At 69.0% G+C, this 18,858-nt stretch carries 17 protein-coding genes; 4 read left to right on the top strand and 13 right to left on the bottom strand.

Features of this window, described 5'->3' with window-relative positions:
* Positions 1-5: 5 nt before the first annotated feature.
* The 6 genes from rpsS to rpsJ are packed head-to-tail and all read right to left on the bottom strand — an operon-like array spanning position 6 to position 3,139.
* Positions 6-287 (bottom strand): 30S ribosomal protein S19, encoded by a 282-nt coding sequence (gene rpsS, locus ACZ59A_RS08120; protein WP_009715878.1) that lies wholly within the window; start codon positions 285-287, stop codon positions 6-8.
* Positions 288-299: 12 nt separating this feature from the next.
* Positions 300-1,136, bottom strand: a complete 837-nt coding sequence (gene rplB, locus ACZ59A_RS08115; protein ID WP_009715879.1) for a 50S ribosomal protein L2 — start codon at positions 1,134-1,136, stop codon at positions 300-302.
* A 48-nt stretch (positions 1,137-1,184) separates the two neighbouring features.
* Positions 1,185-1,511 (bottom strand): 50S ribosomal protein L23, encoded by a 327-nt coding sequence (gene rplW, locus ACZ59A_RS08110; RefSeq protein ID WP_009715880.1) that lies wholly within the window; start codon positions 1,509-1,511, stop codon positions 1,185-1,187.
* Positions 1,511-2,164, bottom strand: a complete 654-nt coding sequence (gene rplD, locus ACZ59A_RS08105) for a 50S ribosomal protein L4 (protein WP_470955114.1) — start codon at positions 2,162-2,164, stop codon at positions 1,511-1,513. The genes rplW and rplD overlap by 1 nt, the downstream gene beginning before the upstream one ends.
* Before the next feature lie 8 nt (positions 2,165-2,172).
* A complete protein-coding gene (rplC, locus tag ACZ59A_RS08100) occupies positions 2,173-2,817 on the bottom strand; it encodes a 50S ribosomal protein L3 (protein WP_009715882.1) in 645 nt (214 codons plus the stop codon).
* A gap of 13 nt (positions 2,818-2,830) precedes the next feature.
* On the bottom strand, positions 2,831-3,139 hold the full coding sequence (gene rpsJ / locus ACZ59A_RS08095) for a 30S ribosomal protein S10 (RefSeq protein ID WP_014054162.1): 309 nt from the start codon (positions 3,137-3,139) through the stop codon (positions 2,831-2,833).
* Between the two features lie 501 nt (positions 3,140-3,640).
* Here rpsJ and ACZ59A_RS08090 point away from each other — a divergent pair.
* The 4 genes from ACZ59A_RS08090 (at position 3,641) to ACZ59A_RS08075 (ending at position 8,281) form a co-directional block, all read left to right on the top strand.
* On the top strand, positions 3,641-4,201 hold the full coding sequence (locus ACZ59A_RS08090) for a SigE family RNA polymerase sigma factor (protein WP_470955111.1): 561 nt from the start codon (positions 3,641-3,643) through the stop codon (positions 4,199-4,201).
* Between the two features lie 10 nt (positions 4,202-4,211).
* On the top strand, positions 4,212-5,075 hold the full coding sequence (locus ACZ59A_RS08085) for a hypothetical protein (RefSeq protein ID WP_470955108.1): 864 nt from the start codon (positions 4,212-4,214) through the stop codon (positions 5,073-5,075).
* A gap of 42 nt (positions 5,076-5,117) precedes the next feature.
* Complete coding sequence (locus ACZ59A_RS08080; protein ID WP_470955106.1) at positions 5,118-6,002, top strand: DUF3152 domain-containing protein; 885 nt, start codon at positions 5,118-5,120, stop codon at positions 6,000-6,002.
* Between the two features lie 134 nt (positions 6,003-6,136).
* Positions 6,137-8,281 (top strand): PIG-L family deacetylase, encoded by a 2,145-nt coding sequence (locus tag ACZ59A_RS08075; RefSeq protein WP_470955103.1) that lies wholly within the window; start codon positions 6,137-6,139, stop codon positions 8,279-8,281.
* Between the two features lie 101 nt (positions 8,282-8,382).
* On the opposite strand, the gene ACZ59A_RS08070 is transcribed toward ACZ59A_RS08075, so the two are convergent.
* The 7 genes from ACZ59A_RS08070 to ACZ59A_RS08040 form a co-directional block, all read right to left on the bottom strand.
* On the bottom strand, positions 8,383-9,444 hold the full coding sequence (locus ACZ59A_RS08070; RefSeq protein ID WP_470955101.1) for an SRPBCC family protein: 1,062 nt from the start codon (positions 9,442-9,444) through the stop codon (positions 8,383-8,385).
* Entirely contained in the window at positions 9,437-9,940 is a 504-nt protein-coding gene (locus ACZ59A_RS08065; protein ID WP_470955098.1) for a hypothetical protein, read from the bottom strand. The genes ACZ59A_RS08070 and ACZ59A_RS08065 overlap by 8 nt, the downstream gene beginning before the upstream one ends.
* Before the next feature lie 217 nt (positions 9,941-10,157).
* Positions 10,158-11,351, bottom strand: coding sequence for an elongation factor Tu (tuf, locus tag ACZ59A_RS08060; protein WP_470955095.1), 1,194 nt, complete (start codon positions 11,349-11,351; stop codon positions 10,158-10,160).
* Between the two features lie 227 nt (positions 11,352-11,578).
* Positions 11,579-13,699, bottom strand: a complete 2,121-nt coding sequence (gene fusA / locus ACZ59A_RS08055; RefSeq protein WP_470955093.1) for an elongation factor G — start codon at positions 13,697-13,699, stop codon at positions 11,579-11,581.
* A gap of 38 nt (positions 13,700-13,737) precedes the next feature.
* The gene (gene rpsG / locus ACZ59A_RS08050; protein ID WP_014178748.1) at positions 13,738-14,208 is read right to left on the bottom strand and encodes a 30S ribosomal protein S7; all 471 of its coding nucleotides are present in this window, start codon (positions 14,206-14,208) and stop codon (positions 13,738-13,740) included.
* Positions 14,209-14,210: 2 nt separating this feature from the next.
* Positions 14,211-14,582 carry a 30S ribosomal protein S12 gene (rpsL, locus tag ACZ59A_RS08045; RefSeq protein WP_014054153.1) on the bottom strand — a complete coding sequence of 124 codons (372 nt, stop codon included), beginning with the start codon at positions 14,580-14,582 and terminating at the stop codon, positions 14,211-14,213.
* A 320-nt stretch (positions 14,583-14,902) separates the two neighbouring features.
* Entirely contained in the window at positions 14,903-18,817 is a 3,915-nt protein-coding gene (locus tag ACZ59A_RS08040) for a DNA-directed RNA polymerase subunit beta' (RefSeq protein WP_470955089.1), read from the bottom strand.
* Between the last annotated feature and the right edge of the window lie 41 nt (positions 18,818-18,858).

Below are 18,858 nucleotides of genomic sequence, written 5' to 3'. Positions count from 1 at the left end.
GCCGATCAGCGACGACGCGACTTACGGTCGTCCTTCTCGTGGCCGCGGAAGGTGCGGGTCGGCGCGAACTCGCCGAGCTTGTGGCCGACCATCGACTCGGAGACGAACACCGGGACGTGCTTACGGCCGTCGTGCACCGCGATCGTGTGGCCGAGCATGGCCGGGACGATCATCGAGCGGCGGGACCAGGTCTTGATGACGTTCTTGGTGCCGGCTTCGTTCTGAACATCCACCTTCTTGATCAGGTGGTCGTCGACGAAGGGCCCCTTCTTGAGACTACGCGGCATCTAAACCCGCTCCTAGCGCTTCTTGTTCGTCTTGCGGCGGCGGACGATGTACTTGTTGCTGGCCTTCTTCGGCGAGCGCGTACGGCCCTCCTTCTGACCCCAAGGCGAGACCGGGTGGCGACCACCGGAGGTCTTGCCCTCACCACCACCGTGCGGGTGGTCGACGGGGTTCATGACCACACCACGAACGGTCGGGCGGACGCCCTTCCAGCGCATGCGGCCGGCCTTGCCCCAGTTGATGTTCGACTGCTCGGCGTTGCCGACCTCGCCGACAGTGGCGCGGCAGCGGACGTCGACCAGGCGGATCTCACCGGACGGCATACGAAGGTGGGCCATCGAGCCCTCCTTCGCCAGCAGCTGCACCGAGGCACCCGCGGAGCGGGCGAACTTGGCGCCGCCGCCGGGCCGCAGCTCGATGGCGTGCAGCGTGGTACCGACCGGGATGTTGCGCAGCGACAGGTTGTTGCCGGGCTTGATGTCGGCACCGGGGCCGTTCTCGATCCGGTCGCCCTGCTTCAGGCCACGCGGCGCGAGGATGTAGCGCTTCTCGCCGTCCACGTAGTGGAGCAGCGCGATGCGCGCGGTGCGGTTCGGGTCGTACTCGATGTGCGCGACCTTCGCCGGGACGCCGTCCTTGTCATGACGGCGGAAGTCGATCACGCGGTACGCACGCTTGTGACCGCCACCCTGGTGGCGGACCGTGATGCGACCGGCGTTGTTACGACCGCCCTTGCTGTGCAGCGGGCGGACCAGCGACTTCTCCGGCGTGGACCGCGTGATTTCGACGAAGTCGGCGACGCTGGAGCCACGACGCCCCGGGGTCGTCGGCTTGTACTTGCGGATACCCATTTCTCAGTCCTCGGAATATTCCGGACTTCTGGACGAATCCGACCTCCGTCAGGAGGTCGGGCCGCCGAAGATGTCGATACGGTCGCCCTCGGCAAGGGTCACGATGGCGCGCTTGGTGTCCTTGCGCTTGCCGTAACCGGTGCGGGTGCGCTTGCGCTTGCCCTGCCGGTTGATCGTGTTGACCCCGGTGACCTTGACCGAGAAGACCGCCTCGACGGCCTGCTTGATCTGGGTCTTGTTCGCGCGCGGGTCGACGATGAACGTGTACTTGTTCTCGTCCAGCAGCGCGTAGCTCTTCTCCGACACCACCGGCTTGACGAGAACGTCGCGGGGGTCGGTGAAGGTCTTGCTGGTGACAGCGGTCGCCTCACTCATCAGGCGGCGCTCCCTTCGGTCTTCTCAGCGGCCTTGGGACCAGCCACGAAGGACTCGAAGGCGGCCTTGGTGAAGACCACGTCATCGGAGACGAGCACGTCGTACGTGTTCAGCTGGCCCGGCTCCAGGATGTGCACCTGGGGCAGGTTGCGGGCGGACAGCCACGCGGCCTCGTCGCTCCGCTCGGCGACCAGCAGCACGTGCTTGCGCTCGCTGATCTTGCCCAGCAGGGTCTTCGCGGCCTTGGTGGAGACCTCGCCCTCGACCACGCCGGTCACGACGTGAACGCGGTTGTGGCGCGCCCGGTCCGAGAGGGCACCGCGCAGGGCGGCGGCCTTCATCTTCTTCGGGGTGCGCTGGCTGTAGTCGCGCGGCACGGGACCGTGCACGACGCCACCGCCGGCGAACTGCGGCGCGCGGGTCGAGCCCTGCCGGGCACGACCGGTGCCCTTCTGGCGGTACGGCTTCTTGCCACCGCCGCGGACCTCGCCGCGCGTCTTGGTCTTGTGCGTGCCCTGACGGGCAGCGGCCAGCTGTGCGACGACGACCTGGTGGATCAGCGGAATGCTGACCTGCGCGTCGAAGATCTCCGTGGGGAGCTCGACGTTCCCGGCCTTGTCGCCTGCCGGCGAAAGGATGTCAATGGTGCTCATCGGTTACCTCAGGCCCCCTTGGCCGCGGTACGGACCAGGACGAGGCCGCCGTTCGGACCAGGAACCGCTCCCTTGATCAGGAGCAGGCCCTTCTCCGCGTCAACGGCATGGACGGTCAGGTTCTGGGTGGTGACCCGCTCGTTGCCCATGCGGCCGGCCATGCGCAGGCCCTTGAACACGCGGCCCGGGGTGGCGCAGCCACCGATCGAGCCCGGCGAGCGGTGCTTGCGCTGGGTGCCGTGGCCGGCGCCGAGGCCACCGAAGCCGTGGCGCTTCATGACACCGGCGGTGCCCTTGCCCTTGCTGGTGCCGGTCACGTCGACCTTGACACCGGACTCGAACGCCTCGGCGGTGACCTCCTGGCCGAGCGTGTACTCGCTGGCGTCAGCGGTACGCAGCTCCACCAGGTGGCGGCGCGGGGTGACGTCGGCCTTGGCGAAGTGGCCCTTGAGGGGCTTGTTCACCTTGCGCGGGTCGATCTCGCCGAAGGCGATCTGGACGGCGTCGTAGCCGTCCGCGTCATCGGTGCGGACCTGGGTAACGACACAGGGCCCGGCCTTGACGACCGTGACCGGAACAACACGGTTGTTCTCGTCCCACACCTGCGTCATGCCGAGCTTCTCGCCCAGGACGCCCTTGATCTGCTTAGCCATCTCGCGCGTCACCTCAGAGCTTGATCTCGATGTCGACGCCAGCCGGCAGGTCGAGACGCATGAGCGAGTCGACGGTCTTCGGCGTGGGGTCGAGGATGTCGATGAGGCGCTTGTGCGTACGCATCTCGAAGTGCTCGCGCGCGTCCTTGTACTTGTGCGGCGACTTGATGACGCAGTACACGTTCTTCTCTGTGGGCAGCGGCACCGGGCCCGCGACCGACGCACCAGTGCGGGTCACCGTCTCGACGATCTTCTTCGCCGAGGAGTCGATGACCTCGTGGTCGTAGGCCTTGAGCCGGATGCGGATCTTCTGTCCCGCCATGGCTACTTCGTAGTCCTGTCTCTCGTAACGCTCTGGGACCCGATGGCGTTCGCGGCCCTCTTCCCCACTCCCGACCCACGCGGTCGGGCGTGTCGCACCCCTTCTCGTAAATCTCCACAAGAGAGATCCCTGATGAAGGGGTTTGGTCGGGGGAGAGAGTCACCCACCGGGCGCCTGGCTGGGGCCCCGCTGACACTTCCCGGAAGATTCCCGTACTTCCGCCCCTGATCAGGGGCGACGAGTACTGCGGGACTCGCTTCCAGTCCTCCCGGCGGGAGGCGCGCAGCATTGGCACTCAACCGAGCAACCCGGACAGTCTGCCATACGAGGCCCAGCCTCCGCGAATCGGCCCTGCAGCGTACCCCACCCCCCTGATCTTGAACCCTTCGCCGGCTCCCGCCCTGTGATGTGACGCACAGTGGGCAACCCGGCCCCGCCTCCGAAGCGTTTCGGCGTGCGTGGATCACACGAAGGATCGGCTTCGAATCACGCGAGGGCGGCATGGCGGGCGGCGACTGGACCGAGTTCGAGGAGTTCGTCGCCGCCTGCGGGCCACGGCTGCTGCGCTCCGCCTGGTTCCTGACCGGCGACCGGCATCTGGCCGAGGACCTGCTGCAGAGCGCCCTGGCGCGGGTCTGGCCGAAGTGGGCACGCATCGCCGAGGAGAACCCCGAGGCGTACGTCCGCCGGACCCTGGTGCATCTGCACGCGTCCTGGTGGCGGCGGCACTGGCGGCGCGAGGTGCCCCACTCCGAGCTGCCGGAACCGTCCTCCCGGGGCGGCCCGGCCGGGCCGTATCCCCAGGTCGGCGAGGTCGACCAGGGGCGGACGATCGTCGGGCTGCTGCGGCTGCTGCCCCGGCGGCAGCGCGAGGTCGTGGTGCTGCGCTATCTGGAGGACCTGAGCGTGGAGCAGACCGCCGCGGTGCTGGGCTGCTCCACCGGCACGGTCAAGAGCCAGGCGTCGAAGGCCCTGAACACGTTGCGCACCCGATTACCCGGGCTCGATACCGGTCTCGTGCCCGCCCCGGAGCCGGTCCGCGGCCGCGCCGCGCCGAAGTGAGGTGAGGACCGTGGCGATGCACGAGGACCCCAGGGGATACGGCACCGAGGAGCTGGCCCGCGCCGCGGCCGGGCTGCGACGGCTCGCGGAGGCCGACACCCCGCCGCTGACGGCGCCGGAGGACCGCATGGAGCGGGTACGGCACCGGGTGGTGCGGGCCCGCAGACGGCGCACCGCCGTCGTGGCGGCCCCGGTGGTGGTCGCGCTGATCGCGGGGGCGGTGTCCCTCGCGACCGGCCTGCGCGACGGCCGGTCCGCCGAGCCCGGCACCACCACACCGGCCACGACGCCCGCCCCCGACCGGACCGCGACGCCCCGGAAGGTGCTGGAGCTGCCGGACGTGGCGGGCGGCATGCGCCTGCGGGTGTCCGTGCCCCGCGACTGGCGGGTGCCGGAGCCGCGCCGCGTGGACGGCACGGACGCACCGGCGAGCGAGCGGTACGTCCTGGCGGGCCCGGCGGCGCACGAGACGTCGAGCACGGCGGCGGCCACCATGACGGCCACACCGGACAGCGCGGCGTCGACCGTGGCTCCCCCGGCGACCACCCCCGGCGGCCGCTCCTGCGGCGACACCATCAAGGAGGCCCGCTACGGCCCCGAGCTGTGCCTGCCGGTGACCGGGCTCCCGGAGAACAGCGCCCTGGTGCTGTGGCGCCGGGAGTCCTACGACCGGCCCGGGAAGACGCTGCCCGTACGGCGGTCGCAGCCGACCGCGGCCTGCCGGGAACTGGGCGGCACGGCGTTCCTCAGCAGACGGCAGCCGCTGCCCGGCCACCCCGACAGCACGGTCGCCGCGTACGCCTGCCTCGCCTCCGCTGACCCCGGACTCATCGAGCGCGTCAAGGACGCGCTCTCCTCGGCCCGCTTCTCCTGAGCCGCCGACGCACCCCCCTCCCCCCCTGGAGCACCCCCCGTCATGACCGTCACCGAACAACCGTCCGCGGCACCGCCCGCCCGGCCCTCGCACCGCCGTTCCTCCCGGCGCCGCCGTCGGCGGCGGACGCCGGCGGTGCCGCTGCTCATCGGCGCGGCGGTGGTGTCCGCGGCCCTGCTGGCCGCCTACGTCCTGTTACCGGGCGACGGAGGCGGCGTACGGGCGGCGGCCCCGGCGGGGACGGACTCTCCGGCGGCGGGCCGGTCCCCGACGGCCGCCCACTCCCCCACCGCCGCGCCGTCGGCTCCGCCCTCCCGGTCCTCCCGCGACGCGGCGCCCACGCGCCCCGCCGCGCCCACCTCCTCCGCCGGGACCGGCACCTTCCGCACCGCGAAGGCGTCCGGCGAGGTGATAGGCGACGGCGGTGCGGTGCGGCGGTTCAAGGTCCAGGTGGAGGAGGGCACGGGCGTCGACCCGAAGCAGGCCGCGGCCGAGATATCCGCGGTCCTCGCGGACGAGCGCGGCTGGACCAGGGACCGGGAGCACTCCTTCCAGCTGGTGTCCGGCGGCACGTACGACTTCGAAGTGAAGATCGCCACCCCGGACACCGTCGACGACATCTGCGGGCAGGCGGGGCTCAAGACCCGCGGCAAGGTCAACTGCGCCGCCGGAACGCAGGTCATGGTCAACCTCACGCGCTGGAACACCGGCTCCCCCGAGTTCGACGGCCCGATCCGCGAATACCGGGCGCTGATCATCAACCACGAGGTGGGCCACCGCATCGGCCACGGCCATGAGACCTGCCCCGGCCCCGGAAAGCCCGCCCCGGCGATGATGCAGCAGATAGACGGGCTGAAGGGCTGCGTCGCCAACGCCTGGCCCTACTCCAGGTCCGGTACGTATCTCGGCGGTCCCCCGGTGGCCTGAGCCCCGGTCCGGCGTGTCCGAAGTGTGATCGAAGCCTCTCCGGCTATCGGACAACCTTTGAAGATCATCAACCGTCCCTTATCACGTGGAAGCAGCCGGAGATTACGGGCTGCACAAGTGACAGGGTCACCAAATTGAACAGTCGATGGACTCTGCCCGCGCGCACGACACGCAGGCAGGCACTGGCCGCGGTGGCGGCCGCCACCGCCACCGCCGCCGCCGGGTGCAGCAGCCGTCCCGGAGCGTCCGCCGCCCCCGCCGCACCGGCCCGGAGGACCACCAGCCCGGGGGCCGCCGAGCCGTTCTCCTCGGCGGCCGGGGACGACCGGGCCACCCTGCTCCAGGTCATGGCCCACCCCGATGACGACCTGTACTTCATGAACCCCGACAACGAGCACATCCTGCGCTCCGGGGTCCCCGTGGTGAGCGTGTACGTCACGGCGGGCGAGGCGCTGGGCCTGAACCGGGTGGCCGGGCGGCCGCTGCCGCCGCCGGACAAGGCCGCGTACTCCGCCGCCCGGCACCAGGGGCTGCGGCAGGCGTACGCGCAGATGCTGGGGCTGCACCAGTTCACGCCGTGGCAGCGGTCGGTGCTGAACCTGCCCGGCGGCGTCAAGGCGGAGACGAACGTGCTCGCCAACGGCGCCCGCAGGGTGCGGCTGGTCTTCCTCAACATCGCCATGCTGTCCGAGGGGCACATGCGCATGCCCGCCCTGTGGGACACCCCGGGCACCGTCATGCGGACGCTGCTGGCCGAGGGTTCCCCGGTCGAGCACCCCAGCTCGTACGTCCATCAGACCCTGGTCGACGTGCTCGCCGAGATCATGGACCGCTACCGGCCCACGCTCATCCACACCCTCGACCCCGACCCCGACTTCCAGATCCACGACGCGCTGCACCCCAAGGACAACGACCAGCCCGGCTGCTCGGACCACCGGGACCACACCCCGGTCGCGCTGTTCACCTGGAAGGCGATCGCCCAGTGGACCGCGGAGTCCACCCGGCGGGACGACAAGGCGCCGCGCTTCACCACCACGTCCTTCCGCGGCTACTACAACCAGCGCTGGCCGCACAATCTGCCGCCCGCCGTGCTGGCCCAGAAGGCCCGCGTCATCAAGGCGTACGGCGGCTCCCCCGAGTGGGAGTGCGGTGACGCCGCGGGCTGCGGCGACTACAGCCAGGGCGGGCTGCGGCCGCTCAAGAACCGCAAGGGCTGGATCCGCTCCACCCACTACCGCTACCCCAGCGCCCTGCCCACCCCCACCACCGACCGCGAGGGCCGTCTCGTCGCGTACGGCGTCCTCGGCGCCCAGGCCGTCCGGTGGCGCGAGACCGCCCGCGGCAGCGGGCGGTTCGGGGCGGCCGTCGGGCTCGGCGGCGGGCCGCTGGCCCCCGGCCTGAGCGCCGTACGCGACAGCGCGGGACGCCACGTACTCCTCGCGCTGCGGTTCGCGGCGCTGGACGGCCAGGGCGGAGCCAACCTGCGCGAGATCGTGGCGCTCGAACAGACCCGCGCCGACGGGCCGTTCCGCGCCTGGACCGGGCTCGGCACCCCCGAGGCCAACCCCGAGTACGGCCGCCGCGTCGGCTGCCCCACCGCGGTCGCCACGCCGGACGGGAGGGTCCACCTCTTCGTACGGACCGCCGAGAAGGGCCTCGCCACCCGGGTACGGGACGCCGACGGCCGCTGGGGCCCCTGGGAACGGCTCGGCGGCGAGGAGATCCAGGACGGGCTGACCGCCCTGGCCGACCGCGAGGGCCGCGTCCACGTCGTCGCCCCGGGCCGCGACACCGTGCACCACTGGTCGCAGGAACGGCCGGGAGGCCCCGTCACCCTGCGGGCCCCCGCCGGACTGCCCCGCCCCGGCGGCGACCGGATCGGCGCCACGATCGCCCCCGACGGCTCGCTCTCCCTGATCTACCGCACCCCCGCGGCCACCGTGCCCGCCCTCCACGGCACGGAGAGCCGCCCGGGGAACCGCACGGTGCCGCACTTCGAGGGGTACGGGGCCATCGCCGCGCACACCGTGCCCGAGCCCGGGAAGGACGGCGACGACAAGGCCGCCACCCTGCTCCTGCTCGGCCGCAGCCTCGACGGCGACGTCCAGGTCCAGTGGGGCACCGGCCCCGACGACCACCCGCTGCGCTCCCCCGGCCATCTCACCCCGGTGGGCACCCCCGCCCTGCTGGCGGACCCCGGCCAGGACGCCTGCGTCGTGGGCATCGCGCCGGACGCCACCCCGTGGATCTGGCGCCCGCGCCCGACATCCACGGCGTAACGCCACGGCCGGGGCGCGCCCGGGCGCAGGAGGCCGACCGCCGCCGGAGGGTGCCCCGACCGACCTGTCGGGGCACCCTCCGGCGGCAGGGGCGCTCACCTTCAGCGGCGAGCCCCCGCCACGCGCCGCCGGGGGCGCCCGGCGTCGGCGTCCTCGACGGGCTCCTCCTCGGCGGGCTCCTCTTCGTACTCCTCCTCGGGCTCGACGTCGGCGTCGTCCTCGGGTTCGCCCTCGGCGGGCTCCTCCTCGTCCTCGTCGAGGAACTCCGCCTCGTCGTCCTCGGGTTCGTCCTCGTCCTCGTACGCCGCGTCCTCGTCGTCCCGCTCGGCCCGGGGGTCTTCGGCCTCGTCGGCCTCTTCCCCGGCCTCCTCGCCGTGCTCTTCCTCTTCCTCCGCCACGGCCGTCTCGTGGTCGACCACGACCTCGCCGTCCCGGATCTCGCCGCGCCAGCCGTCCGTGGCCTCGCCGCGCATCATGATGAACTTGCGGTAGAGCTTGAGGTCGAGCCGCGCACGGCGGCCCTGGGCGCGCCAGATGTTGCCGGTCTTCTCGAACAGCCCCTTGGGGAAGTACTCCAGCACCAGCAGCACCCGGGTGAGGGTGTCGCCGAGCGGGTGGAAGGTGACGACGCCCTTGACGGTGCCCTTGGCGCCCTCGGTCGTCCAGCTGATCCGCTCGTCGGGCACCTGCTCGGTGACGTTGGCCTTCCAACTGCGCGTGGACTTGGCGACCTTCACCTTCCAGTTGCTGCTGGTGTCGTCGGCCTTCTCGACGCTGACGACGCCCTTGGCGAAGGTGCTGAACTCCTGGAACTGAGTCCACTGGTCGTACGCCTCGCGGACCGGCACCCCGACATCGATGTCCTCGACCACCGTGACGCTCTTGGACTTGCCGCCGCCGCTCTTGCCGCGGCCCTTGCCGAACAGCCCCTTGACCTTGTCCTTCAGCGAATCCTTCAGCTGGGAGGCGCCGGCCTTCAGCACGGCCTGGCCCGGCGGCTTGCCTTCGGCGAGCGCCTGGGTGCCCTTGGCGAGGCCGGTGCCGAGCCCGGAGAGCGTATGGGTCGCCCGGGCCTGGACGTAACTCCGCAGCTCGTCCTTGAGGCGGTCCGCGGCCGGGCCGCCCACGATGTCGTCCTTCAGCTTGCCCAAGGTGTCAGCCATTGCGGCCCCCGGCGGTCTTCGCGGCCTTCCTGGCCCTGCCCGAGGCGGCCGACGTGGCCGACCTGGCGGCCTTCCCCGCCTTGGCCTGCGGCGCCTTGGCCTGCGGCGCCTTGCGGCGTCGCGCCGGGGGTTTGCGCTCGCTCTCGCCGTCGGCGGGCTCGTCCTCCGCGGGCTCCTCGTCCGCCTCGCGCTCGTCGTCCACCGTGCCCCGCAGGGCCGACGTGCGGTCGTGCAGCGAATCGGCGAGGCCGTTCATGCGGGTGGACAGGGCGGAGGTCGCGGCCGTCTTGGCGGCACCGGCCAGTTCCTTGCGCGCCTGCGCGTTCAGCCCGCTCAGCAGCGGGGAGTCGGCGACCGCCTTGGCCAACTGCTGCGGATCGAGGGTGATCTTCTTCCCGGCGAGCAGCATGCCCAGCCCGAGGGCGAGTTTCGCCTTCTTCGTACGCCCCAGGAGATAGCCTCCCGCGACCGCTACCGCGATCTTGCCATTGGTCATCAACTCTCTCACTCTCCTTGTCCTCGGCCCCGTCGGCGCCGCCGACGGGAGTCTCGGGGCCGAGTACCCATCGGCCGCGGACCACTCCCCGGGGCGCGGGCAGAGAGAGAAGAGCCCTCGGAAAACACAGCAAGGCGGGCCCGCGCATCTCGCGATGCGCGGGCCCGCCCAGAGCAGTGACCCCTGCCCCAGCGGGGCAGGAAGGATCACTAAGGGGTCACTTGTTGACCTTGGTGACCTGGCCGGCGCCGACGGTACGGCCACCCTCACGGATGGTGAACCGCAGGCCCTCCTCCATGGCGACCGGCTGGATCAGCTGGACGCTCATGGTGGCGTTGTCGCCCGGCATGACCATCTCGGTGCCCTCGGAGAGGGTCACCACACCGGTCACGTCAGTCGTACGGAAGTAGAACTGCGGACGGTAGTTGTTGAAGAACGGGGTGTGGCGACCGCCCTCGTCCTTCGACAGGATGTACGCCGTGGCCTCGAACTCGGTGTGCGGCGTGACCGAACCCGGCTTGATGATGCACTGGCCGCGCTCGACGTCCTCGCGCTTGATGCCGCGGAGCAGCAGACCGACGTTCTCACCGGCCTGGCCCTCGTCGAGCAGCTTCCGGAACATCTCGATGCCGGTGACCGTGGTCGAGGTCTTCTCGTTCTTGATGCCGATGATGTCAACGTTCTCGTTGAGCTTCAGCACACCGCGCTCGATACGGCCGGTGACGACCGTACCGCGGCCGGTGATGGTGAAGACGTCCTCGATCGGCATGAGGAACGGCTTGTCGACGTCACGCGCCGGCTCCGGGATCGACGTGTCGACCGCGGTCATCAGGTCCTCGACGGACTTGACCCACTGCGGGTCGCCCTCGAGGGCCTTCAGCGCGGAGACGCGGATGATCGGGGCGTCGTCACCGGGGAACTCGTAGTCCGAGAGCAGCTCGCGGACCTCGAGCTCGACGAGCTCCAGGATCTCCTCGTCGTCCACCATGTCGGCCTTGTTCAGCGCGACAACGATGTACGGCACGTTCGACTGGCGGGCCAGGAGCACGTGCTCCTTGGTCTGCGGCATCGGGCCGTCGGTGGCGGCGACCACGAGAACGGCGCCGTCCATCTGCGCCGCACCGGTGATCATGTTCTTGATGTAGTCCGCGTGACCCGGGCAGTCGACGTGGGCGTAGTGACGGGAGTCCGTCTGGTACTCCACGTGCGCAATGGAGATGGTGATACCACGCTGCCGCTCTTCCGGAGCCTTGTCGATCTCGTCGAACGGCGTGTACGGGTTCAGCTCCGGGAACTTGTCATGCAGCACCTTGGTGATCGCCGCGGTAAGAGTGGTCTTACCGTGGTCGACGTGACCGATGGTGCCGATGTTGACGTGCGGCTTAGTCCGCTCGAACTTCGCCTTCGCCACTGGGGTCCTCCTGTGGAGTGGTTCTGTAACGCATCCGCGCTTTGCGGACGGTTCAGGTGGTCTACCGAACCGGCCAGGACCCCGAGGGGGATGCCCGTCGCCGTATTCGTTCTGGGGGGCCGGCGTCAGGGGTTCCCGCCGCGAAGCGCCTTGTCGAGCGCTTCGCGACGGAGACCCCGTTGCCTCTTGCTCCAGCCTAAAGGGTGAGGAATGCGGATGAACCCGCCTTACTCGCCCTTGGCCTTCGCGATGATCTCCTCGGCCACGTTCCGGGGAACCTCGGCGTAGGAGTCGAACTGCATGGAGTAGCTGGCGCGGCCAGAGGTCTTGCTGCGCAGGTCGCCCACGTAGCCGAACATCTCCGACAGCGGGACCAGACCGATCACCAGCTTGGCGCCGCTACGGTCCTCCATGGACTGGATCTGACCACGGCGGGAGTTGATGTCGCCGATCACGTCGCCCATGTAGTCCTCGGGCGTGGTGACCTCGACCTTCATCATCGGCTCCAGCAGGGCCGGGCTGGCCTTGCGGGCGGCCTCCTTGAAGGCCATCGAACCGGCGATCTTGAACGCCATCTCGGAGGAGTCGACCTCGTGGTAGCCACCGTCGAGAAGCACGACCTTGACGCCGGTCAGCGGGTAGCCGGCGAGCACGCCGAACTCCATGGCCTCCTGGCAGCCCGCGTCCACGGACGGGATGTACTCCCGCGGGATACGGCCACCGGTGACCTTGTTCTGGAACTCGTAGCCGTCGCCCTCGAGCGGCTCCAGCGCGATCTGCACCTTGGCGAACTGGCCGGAACCACCAGTCTGCTTCTTGTGCGTGTAGTCGTACCGCTCGACCGTCTTGCGCAGCGTCTCGCGGTAGGCCACCTGCGGCTTACCGACGTTGGCCTCGACCTTGAACTCGCGCTTCATGCGGTCGACCAGCACGTCGAGGTGGAGCTCACCCATACCGGCGATGATGGTCTGGCCGGTCTCCTCGTCGGTCTTGACGCGGAAGGACGGGTCCTCCTCGGCAAGCCGCTGGATCGCGACGGCCAGCTTCTCCTGGTCGCCCTTGGACTTCGGCTCGATGGCCACCTCGATGACCGGGGCCGGGAAGTCCATGGACTCCAGGATCACCGGGTTCGACGAGTCGCAGAGGGTCTCACCGGTGGTGGTCTGCTTCAGACCCATGACGGCGACGATGTCACCGGCACCCACCGACTCGATCTCCTCACGCTTGTTCGCGTGCATCCGGTAGATCTTGCCGATGCGCTCCTTCTTGCCCTTGACGGAGTTCAGCACCTGAGTGCCGGCCGTCATGCGGCCCGAGTAAACCCGGATGAAGGTGAGCTTGCCGAGGTGCGGGTCGCTCGCGATCTTGAACGCCAGCGCCGACAGCGGCTCTTCCTCGGACGGACGCCGCTTGATGACCTCTTCGGGGTCCTTGACCGAGTGGCCCTCGACGGCCTCGACGTCGATCGGCGACGGCAGGTACCGGACGACCGCGTCGAGCAGGGGCTGCACGCCCTTGTTCTTGAACGCGGTGCCGCAGAACACGGGGGTGACGGTCGTGCCGCCGCCCACGCCGGAGGCGATGGTGATGCGGCGGACCGCCGCGTACAGCTGCTCCACGGAGGGCTCTTCGCCCTCCAGGTACAGCTCCATCATCTCTTCGTCGTTCTCGGCGACGCTCTCCAGGAGCTTGCCGCGCCACTCCTCGGCAGCCTCGACGTGGGTGTCCGGGATGTCGACGGTGTCGTACATCTCGCCCTTGGACGCCTCGATGTTCCAGACCAGCGCCTTCATGGTGACGAGGTCGACGACACCCTTGAAGTCGGCCTCGGTACCGATCGGCAGCTGCATGACCAGCGGCACCGCGCCCAGGCGGTCCGTGATCATGTCGACGCAGCGGTGGAACTCGGCACCGGTGCGGTCCAGCTTGTTGACGAAGCAGATCCGCGGAACGCCGTAGCGGTCCGCCTGACGCCACACAGTCTCGGACTGCGGCTCGACGCCGGCCACGCCGTCGAACACCGTCACGGCACCGTCGAGCACGCGCAGGCTGCGCTCCACCTCAACGGTGAAGTCGACGTGGCCCGGGGTGTCGATGATGTTGATCGTGTGATCGACGTTCTCGAGCGGCCAGTGACAGGTCGTCGCGGCGGACGTGATGGTGATGCCGCGCTCCTGCTCCTGCTCCATCCAGTCCATCGTGGCAGCGCCATCGTGGACTTCACCGATCTTGTAGCTCACACCGGTGTAGAACAGGATCCGCTCGGTGGTGGTCGTCTTGCCCGCGTCGATGTGGGCCATGATCCCAATATTGCGGACCTTGGCCAGGTCAAGTGAAGTGGTGGCCATATGGCTCAGTCTTCTCTCGGTCTCGATGGGGGTAGCGACTACCAGCGGTAGTGCGCGAAGGCCTTGTTGGACTCGGCCATCTTGTGGGTGTCCTCGCGACGCTTGACGGAGGCGCCCAGACCGTTGCTGGCGTCCAGCAGCTCGTTCATGAGGCGCTCGGTCATGGTCTTCTCGCGACGGGCGCGGGAGTAGCCCACGAGCCAGCGCAGCGCGAGGGTGGAGGAGCGGCCGGGACGAACCTCGACCGGCACCTGGTAGGTGGCGCCACCAACACGACGGGAGCGGACCTCAAGGGTCGGCTTCACGTTCTCGAGCGCGCGCTTGAGCGTGATGACCGGGTCGTTGCCGGACTTCTCACGCAGGCCCTCCATGGCGCCGTAGACAATGCGCTCGGCGGTGGAGCGCTTGCCGTTCAGCAGGACCTTGTTGATGAGGGAAGTCACCAGAGGAGAGTTGTAAACCGGGTCGATGATGACCGGGCGCTTCGGGGCGGGACCCTTACGAGGCATTCTTACTTCTCCTTCTTGGCGCCGTAGCGGCTGCGAGCCTGCTTGCGGTTCTTGACGCCCTGCGTGTCGAGGGAGCCGCGGATGATCTTGTAGCGAACACCCGGCAGGTCCTTCACTCGACCGCCGCGCACGAGCACGATGGAGTGCTCCTGCAGGTTGTGACCCTCACCCGGGACGTAGGCGGTGACCTCGATCCCACTGCTCAGCCGGACACGCGCGACCTTGCGGAGCGCCGAGTTCGGCTTCTTCGGCGTCGTGGTGAACACGCGAGTGCACGTGCCACGACGCTGCGGCGACCCCGCCAGTGCGGGAGTCTTGTTCTTCTCGACCTTGTCCTGGCGGCCCTTGCGGACCAGCTGCTGGATCGTAGGCACCGTTTCTCCGGTTTCTGTGTGCCGATCTCGATAAAGCTAACCTGGGGTTTCTCCGACCCACGCGGTCGGGTGTGTCGCGCACCGCAGCCCCCTGCGAATGTCAGGAGAGTGCGAATAGTTGGTGTCGACACCTCGGCCCCCCGTCGCGCTCTTGGCGCATACGGGAGCCCAGGGACACCCCAGGCACAAGGTCAGAGCGTACCTACCGCATCCGCTCCGGTCAAAACAAATGCACACGCGCTGGACACACCAACCCGGAGCATAGCCGCAGGGCGGCCACCCCGCCATGGGGTGACCGCCCTGCGAACAGATCTTGTCTCTTACTGGTTGTACGGACCGTAGTCGTAGTCCTCCAGCGGAACCGCCTGGCCGGAGCCGGTGCCGAAGGGCGAGTAGTCGATGTCGTCGTAGCCGACGGCCGAGTACATCGCGGCCTTCGCCTCCTCGGTGGGCTCCACCCGGATGTTGCGGTAACGGGACAGGCCCGTACCGGCCGGGATGAGCTTACCGATGATGACGTTCTCCTTGAGGCCGATCAGGGAGTCCGACTTGGCGTTGATCGCCGCGTCGGTGAGCACCCGGGTCGTCTCCTGGAAGGACGCCGCCGACAGCCAGGACTCGGTCGCCAGCGAGGCCTTGGTGATACCCATCAGCTGCGGACGGCCGGAGGCCGGGTGGCCGCCTTCCGTGACCACACGACGGTTCTCACCCTCGAAGCGCGTACGCTCCACGAGCTCGCCCGGCAGCAGCTCCGCGTCGCCGGACTCGATGATCGTCACGCGGCGCAGCATCTGCCGGATGATGATCTCGATGTGCTTGTCGTGGATCGACACACCCTGCGAGTTGTAGACCTTCTGGACCTCGCCGACCAGGTGCACCTGGACGGCGCGCTGGCCGAGGATGCGCAGCACGTCGTGCGGGTTGGTGGCACCCACGGTCAGCGCCTGGCCGACCTCGACGTGGTCGCCCTCGCCCACCAGCAGACGGGCCCGCTTGGAGACGCCGTAGGCGGTCTCGTCGGAACCGTCGTCCGGGGTGACGACGAGCTTCTTGGTCTTCTCGGTCTCCTCGATCCGGACGCGGCCGGCCGCCTCCGAGATCGGCGCGACGCCCTTGGGCGTACGGGCCTCGAAGAGCTCGACGACACGCGGCAGACCCTGGGTGATGTCGTCACCGGCCACACCACCGGTGTGGAAGGTACGCATCGTCAGCTGGGTGCCGGGCTCACCGATGGACTGGGCGGCGATGATGCCGACGGCCTCGCCGATGTCCACCAGCTTGCCGGTCGCCAGCGAGCGGCCGTAGCACATGGCGCAGGTGCCGACGGCGGACTCGCAGGTGAGCACGGAGCGGGTCTTGACCGTCTCCACGCTGTGCCGGACCAGCTCGTCGATGAGCACGTCGCCCAGGTCGGTACCGGCCGGGGCCAGGACCTTCCCGTCCACGACGATGTCCTCGGCGAGGCAGCGCGCGTACACGCTGGTCTCGACGTCCTCCGTCTTGCGGAGCACGCCGTCCGCGCCCCGGGTCGCGATCGCGAGCTTGAGACCGCGCTCGGTGCCGCAGTCCTCCTCGCGAATGATCACGTCCTGGGAGACGTCCACCAGACGACGGGTCAGGTAACCCGAGTCGGCGGTACGCAGGGCGGTGTCCGCGAGACCCTTACGGGCACCGTGGGTGGAGATGAAGTACTCCAGCACGGAGAGACCCTCACGGAACGACGCCTTAATGGGCCGCGGGATGGTCTCGTTCTTCGCGTTGGACACCAGACCACGCATACCGGCGATCTGACGCATCTGCATCATGTTTCCGCGCGCGCCCGAGTCGACCATCATGAAGATCGGGTTGGTCTTCGGGAAGTTCGCGTTCATCGCCTCGGAGACCTCGTTGGTCGCCTTGGTCCAGATCGCGATCAGTTCCTGGGTGCGCTCGTCCTTGGTGATCAGGCCGCGCTCGTACTGCTTCTGGACCTTCTCGTCCTGCGCCTCGTAGCCCGTGATGATGGCCTTCTTGGCCTCGGGCACGACGATGTCGGAGATGGCGACGGTGACACCGGAGCGGGTGGCCCAGTGGAAACCGGCCGCCTTCAGGTTGTCCAGGGTCGCCGCGACGATGACCTTGGGGTAGCGCTCGGCGAGGTCGTTGACGATCTCGGAGAGCTGCTTCTTGCCCACCGAGTAGTCGACGAACGGGTAGTCCTCGGGCAGCAGCTCGTTGAAGAGCGCGCGGCCCAGCGTGGTGCGCAGCCGGAAGCTGTCACCCTGCTGCCAGACACCGGCCCCGACGCCGTCGTCGCCTTCTTCCGGAGCCGGCGGGGTCCAGCCGCGGGGCGGGACGGTGCCGATCGGGAAGCGGATGTCGATCTTCGCCTGGAGCGACAGCTCCCGGGCGTCGAACGCCATGGTCGCCTCGGCGCTGGAGCCGAAGGACCGGCCCTCGCCGATGACCTTGCGCTCCTCCTCGTCGGTGGTGAGGAAGAACAGACCCAGCACCATGTCCTGGGTCGGCATCGTCACCGGCCGGCCGTCGGCCGGCTTGAGGATGTTGTTCGAGGACAGCATCAGGATGCGGGCCTCGGCCTGGGCCTCCGCGGACAGCGGCAGGTGCACGGCCATCTGGTCACCGTCGAAGTCCGCGTTGAACGCGGTGCAGACGAGCGGGTGAATCTGAATGGCCTTGCCCTCGACCAGCTGCGGCTCGAAGGCCTGGATGCCGAGGCGGTGCAGGGTCGGCGCACGGTTCAGCAGCACCGGGTGCTCGGCGATGACCTCTTCGAGCACGTCGTACACGACCGTGCGGCCGCGCTCGACCATGCGCTTGGCCGACTTGATGTTCTGCGCGTGGTTGAGGTCCACCAGGCGCTTCATCACGAACGGCTTGAAGAGCTCCAGCGCCATGGCCTTGGGCAGACCGCACTGGTGCAGCTTGAGCTGCGGGCCGACGACGATGACGGAACGGGCCGAGTAGTCGACACGCTTACCGAGCAGGTTCTGACGGAACCGGCCCTGCTTACCCTTCAGCATGTCGCTGAGGGACTTCAGCGGACGGTTACCGGGACCGGTCACCGGGCGGCCGCGGCGGCCGTTGTCGAACAGCGCGTCGACGGCCTCCTGCAGCATCCGCTTCTCGTTGTTCACGATGATCTCGGGGGCACCGAGGTCGAGAAGACGCTTGAGGCGGTTGTTCCGGTTGATGACCCGGCGGTACAGGTCGTTCAGGTCGGAGGTCGCGAAGCGGCCACCGTCCAGCTGCACCATCGGACGCAGGTCCGGCGGGATCACCGGGATGCAGTCCAGCACCATGCCGTTGGGGCTGTTGCGGGTCTGCAGGAAGGCGGAGACGACCTTGAGGCGCTTGAGCGCACGGGTCTTCTTCTGGCCCTTGCCGGTCCGGATGATCTCGCGGAGCTTCTCGGCCTCCTCGTCGAGGTCGAAGGACTCCAGGCGCTTCTGCAGAGCAGCGGCGCCCATGCCGCCCATGAAGTACGTGCCGAAGCGGTCACGCAGCTCGCGGTAGAGCAGCTCGTCGCCCTCCAGGTCCTGGACCTTGAGGCTCTTGAAGCGGTTCCACACCTCGTCGAGACGGTCGATCTCGCGCTGGGCGCGGTCGCGCAGCTGCTTCATCTCGCGCTCGGCGCCCTCGCGCACCTTGCGGCGCACATCGGCCTTGGCGCCCTCGGCCTCCAGGTCGGCGAGGTCGGCCTCGAGCTTCTTGGCGCGGGCCTCCAGGTCGGCGTCGCGGCGCTGCTCGACCTGCTGACGCTCGACGGAGACGTGGGCCTCCAGCGAGGGCAGGTCGCGCGTGCGGCGCTCCTCGTCCACCCACGTGATCATGTAGGCGGCGAAGTAGATGACCTTTTCGAGGTCCTTCGGGGCAAGGTCGAGCAGGTAGCCCAGGCGGCTGGGCACGCCCTTGAAGTACCAGATGTGGGTGACGGGAGCGGCAAGCTCGATGTGGCCCATCCGCTCACGGCGCACCTTGGCGCGGGTGACCTCGACGCCACAGCGCTCACAGATGATGCCCTTGAAGCGGACGCGCTTGTACTTGCCGCAGTAGCACTCCCAGTCCCGGGTCGGACCGAAGATCTTCTCGCAGAAGAGTCCGTCCTTTTCGGGCTTCAGGGTGCGGTAGTTGATGGTCTCCGGCTTCTTGACCTCACCGTGGGACCACTGACGGATGTCGTCAGCAGTGGCGAGGCCGATCCGCAGCTCGTCGAAGAAGTTGACGTCGAGCACTTGTCGTCAATCCCTCTTTCAGGGTCGTGTCTTCGGGTCTG

It is taken from the genome of Streptomyces sp. NPDC040405 (genome assembly GCF_055595765.1).
Note: the sequence above shows the minus strand (reverse complement) of the source record. Positions and strands in the feature narration are given on the sequence as shown.

Bases quoted from the DNA above. Each gene is read 5' to 3' on its own strand.
- ACZ59A_RS08065 (WP_470955098.1), bottom strand. From the start codon at position 9,940: ATGACCAATGGCAAGATCGCGGTAGCGGTCGCGGGAGGCTATCTCCTG.
- rplW (WP_009715880.1), bottom strand. From the start codon at position 1,511: ATGAGTGAGGCGACCGCTGTCACCAGCAAGACCTTCACCGACCCCCGC.
- rpsS (WP_009715878.1), bottom strand. From the start codon at position 287: ATGCCGCGTAGTCTCAAGAAGGGGCCCTTCGTCGACGACCACCTGATC.
- rplD (WP_470955114.1), bottom strand. From the start codon at position 2,164: ATGAGCACCATTGACATCCTTTCGCCGGCAGGCGACAAGGCCGGGAAC.
- fusA (WP_470955093.1), bottom strand. From the start codon at position 13,699: ATGGCCACCACTTCACTTGACCTGGCCAAGGTCCGCAATATTGGGATC.
- ACZ59A_RS08070 (WP_470955101.1), bottom strand. From the start codon at position 9,444: ATGGCTGACACCTTGGGCAAGCTGAAGGACGACATCGTGGGCGGCCCG.
- rplC (WP_009715882.1), bottom strand. From the start codon at position 2,817: ATGGCTAAGCAGATCAAGGGCGTCCTGGGCGAGAAGCTCGGCATGACG.
- rplB (WP_009715879.1), bottom strand. From the start codon at position 1,136: ATGGGTATCCGCAAGTACAAGCCGACGACCCCGGGGCGTCGTGGCTCC.
- rpsG (WP_014178748.1), bottom strand. From the start codon at position 14,208: ATGCCTCGTAAGGGTCCCGCCCCGAAGCGCCCGGTCATCATCGACCCG.
- ACZ59A_RS08080 (WP_470955106.1), top strand. From the start codon at position 5,118: ATGACCGTCACCGAACAACCGTCCGCGGCACCGCCCGCCCGGCCCTCG.
- rpsJ (WP_014054162.1), bottom strand. From the start codon at position 3,139: ATGGCGGGACAGAAGATCCGCATCCGGCTCAAGGCCTACGACCACGAG.
- ACZ59A_RS08090 (WP_470955111.1), top strand. From the start codon at position 3,641: ATGGCGGGCGGCGACTGGACCGAGTTCGAGGAGTTCGTCGCCGCCTGC.